Genomic DNA, 8,471 nt, shown 5'->3' on the forward strand with positions numbered 1-8,471 from the left:
TGCTGAATTACTCTTGTTCCCTTCGCAGGTATTAACCTGATCAGGTTCCGCGGATCCCGAATTAACGGTCTCAGCCCGTGCTTGCGCACTGGGCACTCCGACAAGAAAAACCTTGATTACCGGCGGTGACCGTAAGCAATCAAGGGCATAAATAAACTACGCGTTAACGATCCGGAGTTCAAGCCGGACGTGCAACCGCGGTGTCATCGTTGGCGCTTTCTTTCAGATTGTTATCAAACGCCAGAACGATAAGCTTGTCTTCCAGCGCGAAACGCGAGGCCATCGCTTCGCCGATATCCGACAGCGCAGTCTGGAATTCCAGGCAGTTATCATGGTCGATAGCACTTTCCAGGTGGGTATCGTAATAATCCATAATTTCCTGGGTATTCGCTTCCAGAAGGGGGTAGATTTGAGTGGCGGCTAACAGCGGGTTAGTGCCTTCCATTTCGCTGGTGATGCGCTCATAAATATTGAAATGACCCGCGGACAGATAATCCACCAGAGCGTGGCAAAAATCATCCAGCGCTTTTTCATCTAACGCGGTAACCGCTTCTTTTCCCGGTTTAATGCCCACTAATTTGTAATAGGAGACCAACAGGTGGTTGCGGGCATTCAGCCAGTAATCGACCAGTTCGTTACTACCACCGACGCGCTCTGTCAGGCTCTTCAGCTGATTTAGCATGATTGACTCCGTAAGATATAAAATTTAATTGTCCAACAACCCAAAAATGTAAAAATAATGTTAACAACATGCCAGCGAAGCTGAGGTAGTGCAACCGATTATGGAACGGCTATTACAAAAAATAGACCATGGCTGGTGGATAGTCAGCCATGAACAAAAATTATGGTTACCAAAGGGAGAGTTGCCTCACGGTAATGCAGAAAATTTCGGCCTGACCGGACAAATGGCGGCGCAAATTGGTGAGTGGCAAGGCGAGCCGGTGTGGCTGGTCCGCCAGGCCAAACGCCAGGATATGGGCTCGGTTCGCCAGGTCATCGATCTCGACGCCGGGCTGTTTCAACTGGCGGGCAGAGGGGTGCAATTAGCGGATTTTTATCGTGCCCACAAATTCTGCGGCTACTGCGGCCATGAGATGCATCCCAGCAAAACCGAATGGGCGATGCTGTGTCATCACTGCCGTCAGCGATATTACCCGCAAATTTCCCCTTGCATCATTGTGGCAATTCGCCACCAGGATAAAATCCTGCTGGCTCAACACACCCGTCACCGCAACGGCTTGTATACCGTGTTAGCCGGTTTTGTCGAAGTGGGCGAAACCCTGGAACAGGCGGTGGCGCGGGAAGTGATGGAGGAGAGCGGGATCACCGTGAAGAACTTGCGTTACGTGACTTCACAGCCCTGGCCTTTCCCGCAGTCGCTGATGACCGCGTTTATGGCGGAATACCACAGCGGTGAGCTGAAGATCGACCCCAAAGAATTGCTGGACGCAGGCTGGTATCGCTTTGACGATTTGCCCCTGTTGCCGCCGCCGGGCACCGTTGCCCGCCGCTTAATTGAAGATACGGTGGCGCTGTGCCGGGCAGAGTACGGCTCGTGATACACTGGCCCCTTGTCGCTTAAGGAAATGCAAAAATGACCGAACTGAAGAACGATCGTTACCTCCGTGCGCTGCTGCGCCAGCCCGTAGACGTCACGCCGGTATGGATGATGAGACAAGCCGGCCGCTATTTACCGGAATATAAGGCCACCCGCGCCCAGGCCGGGGACTTTATGTCGCTGTGTAAAAACGCGGAGCTGGCTTGCGAAGTGACGCTCCAGCCGCTGCGTCGTTTCCCGCTGGATGCGGCCATCCTCTTTTCGGACATCCTGACCATTCCTGACGCCATGGGCCTCGGGCTCTATTTTGAAACCGGTGAAGGCCCGCGCTTTACGTCGCCCATTACCTGCAAGGCCGATGTCGAAAAGCTGCCGGTTCCCGATCCGGAGCAGGAGCTGGGCTATGTGATGAATGCGGTGCGTACTATTCGCCGCGAGCTTAAAGGTGAAGTGCCGTTAATCGGCTTCTCCGGTAGCCCGTGGACGCTGGCGACTTATATGGTGGAAGGCGGCAGCAGCAAAGCCTTTACCGTAATCAAAAAGATGATGTACGCCGATCCGCAAATCCTGCACAACCTGCTGGATAAGCTGGCGCAAAGCGTCACCCTGTACCTCAACGCACAGATCCGCGCCGGGGCCCAGGCGGTGATGATTTTCGATACCTGGGGCGGCGTGCTGACCGGGCGTGACTACCAACAGTTCTCGCTCTATTACATGCACAAAATCGTTGACGGCCTGCTGCGCGAACAGGACGGCAAACGCGTGCCAGTGACGCTGTTCACTAAAGGCGGCGGCCAGTGGCTGGAACTGATGGCGGAAACCGGCTGCGATGCGCTGGGCCTTGACTGGACCACCGATATCGCCGATGCGCGCCGTCGCGTGGGCGATAAAGTTGCCCTACAGGGGAATATGGATCCGTCCATGCTGTATGCGGCCCCTGAACGCATCGAACAGGAAGTAGCGTCTATACTTGCTGGTTTCGGCCAGGGTGAAGGCCACGTCTTTAATCTTGGGCACGGTATTCACCAGGATGTGCCGCCTGAACACGCGGGTGCGTTTGTTGAGGCGGTGCATCGCCTGTCGGCGCCTTATCACAAATAAACCGAGGAGGGGGAATGGATCTCGCTACGCTACGCGATCAACAACGGGAACTGGCGTCACAGGTGATCCGCGAGGATCGGCTGTTACAGGATCCACCGCGCTTGATTGCAGGCGCGGATGTCGGATTTGAACAAGGCGGCGAAGTGACCCGGGCGGCGATGGTGCTGCTCAAGTACCCCTCTCTGGAACTCGTGGAATATCAGGTGGCGCGTATCGCCACCACCATGCCCTATATTCCCGGCTTTCTGTCCTTCCGTGAGTATCCCGCGCTGCTGAAGGCGTGGGAGATGCTGTCGCAAAAACCGGACCTGTTGTTTGTCGATGGCCACGGAATTTCGCATCCGCGCCGTCTGGGCGTCGCCAGCCATTTCGGCCTGCTGGTGGATGTGCCGACCATCGGCGTGGCGAAAAAGCGCCTGTGCGGTAAGTTTGAACCGCTGGATGAAGAGCCGGGCGCGCTGCAACCGCTGATGGATAAAGGCGAACAGCTGGCGTGGGTATGGCGCAGTAAAAAGCGTTGTAATCCGTTGTTCATCGCGACCGGGCATCGTGTTAGCCAGGACAGCGCGCTGCTGTGGGTTCAGCGCTGCATGGCGGGTTACCGGCTCCCTGAGCCGACGCGCTGGGCCGATGCGGTGGCATCCGGGCGGCGGGCATTTGTGCGTTGGCAGGAAATTCAGGGGTGATTCAGGTACACTCCCGCTCAATATTCGGTTTATGAGAGTCCACTATGTTACAAAACCCGATTCACCTGCGCCTTGAGAAGCTGGAAAGCTGGCAGCAGGTGACCTTTATGGCGTCGCTGTGTGAGCGGATGTATCCCAATTACGCTATTTTTTGCCAGCAAACCGGCTACGGTGATGCGCATTTATACCGCCGTATTCTGGATTTGATCTGGGAAACACTGACGGTAAAGGATGCGAAGGTGAATTTTGACTCTCAACTCGATAAACTCGAAGAGGCTATTCCCGCTGCGGATGACTACGATGTTTACGGGGTTTACCCGGCTATCGATGCCTGTGTCGCGCTCAGCGAGCTGGTGCATTCCCGGCTAAGCGGCGAAACGTTGGAGCATGCTGTTGAAGTCAGCAAGGCGTCCATCACCACGGTCGCCATGCTGGAGATGTCGCAGGCTGGTCGTGAAATGACCGATGACGAGCTTAAAGAAAACCCGGCTGTTGAGCAGGAATGGGACATTCAGTGGGAGATTTTCCGCCTGCTGGCTGACTGCGAAGAGCGCGATGTCGAGCTCATTAAGGGCCTTCGGGCAGACCTGCGTGAAGACGGAACCAGTAATATCGGTATAAATTTGCAGCAATGAGACAATAAAACGTGACTTATCACCTGTTTTGTCTCACCTGAAGGCTTCCAATTGGCCCCCCGTCTGGTCTACATTTGGGAGGCGAAAAAAAGTGGCTATCGGTGCGTGTATGCAGGAGAGTGCTTTTCTGGCATTTTCGTCGCACTCGATGCTTAGCAAGCGATAAACACATTGTAAGGATAACTTATGAATAAGACTCAATTGATTGATGTAATTGCAGACAAGGCAGACCTGTCTAAAACCCAGGCTAAAGCAGCACTGGAATCCACTCTGGCTGCAATTACTGAGTCTCTGAAAGAAGGCGATGCTGTACAACTGGTTGGTTTTGGTACCTTCAAAGTGAACCACCGCGCTGAGCGTACTGGCCGCAACCCGCAGACCGGTAAAGAAATCAAAATCGCCGCAGCCAACGTGCCGGCATTTGTTTCTGGTAAGGCTCTGAAAGACGCTGTTAAGTAATTCGCTGTGACGGCAAAAGGTTTTAACGAAGGGGCGACATCGCCCCTTTTGTTTACCTGGCGCTCACTGGCTCTGGCAGCCGGTGCGTTGTTGCTTACTGCCTGTAGCCGCAATTCAACACTTCCTCCTTTTACCGCCAGCGGTTTTGCCGCCGATCAGGGCGCGGTACGTATCTGGCGTAAAGACGACAGCAATGACGCGGTGCGCATGCTGGTGGTGTTCAGCCCCTGGCGGGCCGGCAATACCACAACACGCGAATACCGGTGGCAGGGCGAATCACTCGCGCTGATTGAAACCAATATCTACGCCAAACCCCTGGAGCATGTGAAGGTGCGCTTTGACGACCACGGCGAGCTGAGCTTTATGCAGCGTGAAGTCGACGGTCAGAAGCAGCAGCTCTCTGACGATGCGATTGCGCTGTATCGCTACCAGGCGCAGCAGATGCGCACGACCAGCGATGCGTTACGCACCGGTAAAGTGGTGTTGAGGCAAGGGCGCTGGCATGCCAACCGCACGGTAACCACATGTGAAGGTGAAACCGTCAAGCCTGCGCTGGATGAAATAGCGATAGGCCATATTGAACGCCGCCAGGCACATTCTTCTCTTGAGGTGAGCGTGGCGTGGCTGGAAGCAGCGGAAGGCACCCAACTTCTGCTGGTCGCCAATCAGGACTATTGCCACTGGCAACCCAAAGCAGATACGTTCTGAGGGCAATAAAAAGCCGCCCGAAGGCGGCTGAATGTTATTTTGCGTTTTCCCGCGCGATAGCGCGATAGCCGATATCACTGCGGCTAAAGCTGCCGTCCCAGTGAATATCCCTCATTAACGCATAAGCGTGCTGCTGGGCCTGCGCCACGCTGTCTCCCAGTGCGGTAACGCACAACACACGGCCGCCGTTGGTCAACACGCGATCGTCGTCTGCCAGTTTGGTGCCCGCATGGAACACTTTCCCGTCGGTAACTTCCTCTAATGGCAACCCGTGGATTTCATCACCGGTACGGTAGTCGGCTGGATAACCGCCCGCTGCCATCACCACGCCCAGAGATGGACGCGCGTCCCACTGGGATTGCACCTCGTCCAGTTTGCCATCGCAGGCCGCCAGGCATAGCTCCACCAAATCCGACTGCATACGTAACATGATCGGCTGGGTTTCCGGATCGCCAAAGCGGCAGTTGAATTCGATAACCTTCGGATTGCCCTGTTTATCGATCATCAGCCCGGCATACAGGAAACCGGTGTAGGTATTGCCTTCCGCTGCCATACCACGCACGGTCGGCCATATTACGCGCTCCATGGTGCGCTGGTGGACATCGGCGGTCACCACCGGGGCAGGAGAGTACGCGCCCATGCCACCGGTATTCGGCCCGGTATCGCCGTCGCCGACGCGCTTGTGATCCTGGCTGGTGGCCATCGGTTCAACGTGTTCGCCGTCGACCATCACAATGAAGCTGGCTTCTTCGCCGTCCAGGAACTCTTCCACTACGATACGGTGGCCCGCATCGCCAAAGGCGTTACCGGCCAGCATGTCTTTGGCAGCGGACTCGGCTTCTTCCAGCGTCATGGCAACGATCACGCCTTTGCCTGCCGCCAGACCGTCGGCTTTAATCACGATCGGCGCGCCTTTCTCACGAATGTACGCCAGTGCGGGTTCGACCTCGGTAAAGTTCTGGTATTCCGCCGTCGGGATGTTATGACGCGCCAGGAAATCTTTGGTGAAGGCTTTAGAACCTTCCAACTGCGCGGCACCCTGGGTTGGGCCGAAAATTTTCAGCCCGGCGGCGCGAAACGCATCCACCACGCCCATTACCAGCGGCGCTTCCGGACCAACGATGGTCAAATCGATATTTTCGTTCTGCGCGAAGCTCAACAGCCCGGCGATATCCGTAGCGTTAATCGCCACGTTCTGTAATGCAGGCTCCAGCGCGGTCCCGGCATTACCCGGCGCGACAAAAACGGTAGACACGCGCGGCGACTGGGCCGCTTTCCAGGCCAGCGCATGCTCGCGCCCGCCGTTACCAATCACTAATACTTTCATTCTCAGATCCTTAGTGGCGGAAGTGGCGCATTTCGGTGAAGATCATGGCGATGCCATGCTCATCGGCGGCGGCGATGACTTCATCATCACGGATGGAACCGCCAGGCTGGATCACGCAGCGAATACCGACGGCGGCAGCGGCGTCGATGCCGTCACGGAACGGGAAGAAGGCGTCGGACGCCATCGCGGAGCCTTTCACTTCCAGCCCTTCGTCACCAGCTTTAATCCCGGCGATCTTCGCCGAGTACACGCGGCTCATCTGGCCAGCGCCAATGCCGATGGTCATATTTTCTTTGGCATAAACAATGGCGTTGGACTTCACGAACTTCGCCACTTTCCAGCAGAACAGCGCGTCGCGCAGTTCCTGTTCGGTCGGCTGGCGTTTGGTCACCACGCGCAGGTCGCTTTCGCTCACCATCCCCAGATCGCGGTCCTGAACCAGTAAACCGCCATTGACGCGTTTGAAATCCAGGCCCGGAACGCGCTGCTGCCACTGGCCGCATACCAGAACGCGAACGTTCTGTTTGGCCGCCGTGATTTTCAACGCTTCTTCAGAGGCTGACGGGGCGATAATCACTTCAACAAACTGACGGGAAATAATCGCCTGCGCGGTTTCGGCATCCAGTTCGCGGTTAAAAGCGATGATGCCGCCGAACGCGGAGGTCGGGTCGGTTTTATAGGCGCGATCGTAGGCTTCAAGAATAGAGGCATTCACCGCCACGCCGCACGGGTTAGCGTGTTTCACGATCACGCACGCCGGTTCGCTGAACTCTTTCACGCATTCCAGCGCCGCGTCGGTATCGGCGATGTTGTTATAAGAGAGCGCTTTGCCCTGCACCTGGGTGGCAGTCGCAACAGAGGCTTCTTTGATTTCTTCTTCTATTTTGATTTCTTCTTCTATATAGAAGGCAGCGTTCTGATGGCTGTTCTCACCGTAGCGCATATCCTGCTTTTTAATGAAGTTCAGGTTTAGCGTGCGGGGGAAGCGGCCAGCAGGTTCTTTGCTCTCGCCATGATAGGCAGGAACCAGGCTGCCGAAGTAGTTGGCGATCATGCTGTCGTACGCAGCGGTGTGCTCGAATGCTTTAATCGCGAGATCGAAACGGGTATCCAGCGTCAGGGAACCGTCGTTAGCATCCATTTCATTAATAATGGCGGTGTAGTCGCTGCTCTTTACTACGATGGCGACATCTTTATGGTTCTTGGCGGCGGAGCGCACCATGGTCGGGCCGCCGATATCGATATTCTCGACTGCATCTTCCAACGAGCAGCCTTCACGGGCGACGGTTTGCGCGAACGGATAAAGATTAACAACCACCATGTCGATTGGCGCGATGGCGTGTTCAGCCATAATCGCATCGTCCTGGCCGCGACGGCCCAGAATGCCGCCGTGGACTTTAGGGTGCAGCGTTTTGACGCGTCCATCCATCATCTCCGGAAAACCGGTGTAGTCAGACACTTCGGTTACCGGCAGGCCTTTATCTGCTAACAGACGGGCAGTGCCGCCGGTAGACAGCAGCTCCACACCACGTTGGGAAAGAGCCTGAGCGAATTCGACAATACCGGCTTTATCAGAAACACTGAGCAGAGCGCGGCGCACTGGACGACGTTGTTGCATGGTAAATCCCCTGGATTTGACAATTACAGAGAGCGTTAGCTGAATTTTTCGTTAAAAACTCAGCTAACGCCCCTCGCGGGGCATCCTTGTTTTAGCGCGGGCATTGTAACGAAAACGTTTGCGCAACGCTCGCGAATTTTTAGAATTTCGACGTGATGTGGATAACTCTGTGTGTAAATGGGTATAAGGCGGGGTTTTGCTGTGGAATGCAGCAGTCAGTCATTTTTCTGTCATTTTCCTGTTGCGGTGACAAAAGAACTCCCTATAATGCGCCTCCATCGACACGGAACATGTGAACAACATCACAATGTAACGGCGGCGATTAAAGAGAAAAATCCTGAAATTCAGGGTTGACTCTGAAAGAGGAAAGCGTAATATA

At 55.4% G+C, this 8,471-nt stretch carries 9 protein-coding genes and 1 riboswitch; of the genes, 6 read left to right on the top strand and 3 right to left on the bottom strand.

The genetic code is table 11. The features are described 5' to 3' along the window. A riboswitch (TPP riboswitch) is annotated at positions 1 to 110 on the bottom strand. Between the two features lie 68 nt (positions 111 to 178). Beyond that, a complete protein-coding gene (rsd, locus tag RT120_RS21180; protein WP_312985804.1) occupies positions 179 to 682 on the bottom strand; it encodes a sigma D regulator in 504 nt (167 codons plus the stop codon). A 100-nt stretch (positions 683 to 782) separates the two neighbouring features. On the opposite strand from rsd, the gene nudC reads away from it, so the two are divergent. From nudC to RT120_RS21210, 6 genes are all read left to right on the top strand, one after another. After that, positions 783 to 1,559: an NAD(+) diphosphatase gene (nudC, locus tag RT120_RS21185; protein WP_312985806.1), complete on the top strand. Its 777-nt coding sequence runs from the start codon at positions 783 to 785 to the stop codon at positions 1,557 to 1,559. Between the two features lie 35 nt (positions 1,560 to 1,594). Next, complete coding sequence (gene hemE / locus RT120_RS21190) at positions 1,595 to 2,659, top strand: uroporphyrinogen decarboxylase (protein ID WP_312985807.1); 1,065 nt, start codon at positions 1,595 to 1,597, stop codon at positions 2,657 to 2,659. A gap of 14 nt (positions 2,660 to 2,673) precedes the next feature. Continuing rightward, positions 2,674 to 3,345, top strand: a complete 672-nt coding sequence (nfi, locus tag RT120_RS21195) for a deoxyribonuclease V (protein WP_312985809.1) — start codon at positions 2,674 to 2,676, stop codon at positions 3,343 to 3,345. Positions 3,346 to 3,389: 44 nt separating this feature from the next. Further along, positions 3,390 to 3,980, top strand: coding sequence for a YjaG family protein (locus RT120_RS21200; protein ID WP_312985811.1), 591 nt, complete (start codon positions 3,390 to 3,392; stop codon positions 3,978 to 3,980). Between the two features lie 186 nt (positions 3,981 to 4,166). After that, the gene (gene hupA, locus RT120_RS21205) at positions 4,167 to 4,439 is read left to right on the top strand and encodes a nucleoid-associated protein HU-alpha (protein ID WP_002438605.1); all 273 of its coding nucleotides are present in this window, start codon (positions 4,167 to 4,169) and stop codon (positions 4,437 to 4,439) included. 6 nt (positions 4,440 to 4,445) lie between these two features. Then, positions 4,446 to 5,147, top strand: a complete 702-nt coding sequence (locus RT120_RS21210; RefSeq protein ID WP_312985813.1) for a DUF1481 domain-containing protein — start codon at positions 4,446 to 4,448, stop codon at positions 5,145 to 5,147. 34 nt (positions 5,148 to 5,181) lie between these two features. Here the strand turns inward: RT120_RS21210 and purD are convergent, their stop codons facing one another. Both purD and purH read right to left on the bottom strand, forming a co-directional pair. Then, positions 5,182 to 6,474 carry a phosphoribosylamine--glycine ligase gene (purD, locus tag RT120_RS21215; protein WP_312985815.1) on the bottom strand — a complete coding sequence of 431 codons (1,293 nt, stop codon included), beginning with the start codon at positions 6,472 to 6,474 and terminating at the stop codon, positions 5,182 to 5,184. Between the two features lie 10 nt (positions 6,475 to 6,484). Then, on the bottom strand, positions 6,485 to 8,092 hold the full coding sequence (purH, locus tag RT120_RS21220) for a bifunctional phosphoribosylaminoimidazolecarboxamide formyltransferase/IMP cyclohydrolase (RefSeq protein ID WP_312985817.1): 1,608 nt from the start codon (positions 8,090 to 8,092) through the stop codon (positions 6,485 to 6,487). Between the last annotated feature and the right edge of the window lie 379 nt (positions 8,093 to 8,471).

It is taken from the genome of Atlantibacter sp., assembly GCF_032062175.1.
Taxonomy (GTDB): domain Bacteria; phylum Pseudomonadota; class Gammaproteobacteria; order Enterobacterales; family Enterobacteriaceae; genus Atlantibacter.

Coding starts and splice junctions, on each gene's coding strand:
- rsd (WP_312985804.1), bottom strand. CDS start 682: ATGCTAAATCAGCTGAAGAGCCTGACAGAGCGCGTCGGTGGTAGTAAC.
- nudC (WP_312985806.1), top strand. CDS start 783: ATGGAACGGCTATTACAAAAAATAGACCATGGCTGGTGGATAGTCAGC.
- hemE (WP_312985807.1), top strand. CDS start 1,595: ATGACCGAACTGAAGAACGATCGTTACCTCCGTGCGCTGCTGCGCCAG.
- nfi (WP_312985809.1), top strand. CDS start 2,674: ATGGATCTCGCTACGCTACGCGATCAACAACGGGAACTGGCGTCACAG.
- RT120_RS21200 (WP_312985811.1), top strand. CDS start 3,390: ATGTTACAAAACCCGATTCACCTGCGCCTTGAGAAGCTGGAAAGCTGG.
- hupA (WP_002438605.1), top strand. CDS start 4,167: ATGAATAAGACTCAATTGATTGATGTAATTGCAGACAAGGCAGACCTG.
- purD (WP_312985815.1), bottom strand. CDS start 6,474: ATGAAAGTATTAGTGATTGGTAACGGCGGGCGCGAGCATGCGCTGGCC.
- purH (WP_312985817.1), bottom strand. CDS start 8,092: ATGCAACAACGTCGTCCAGTGCGCCGCGCTCTGCTCAGTGTTTCTGAT.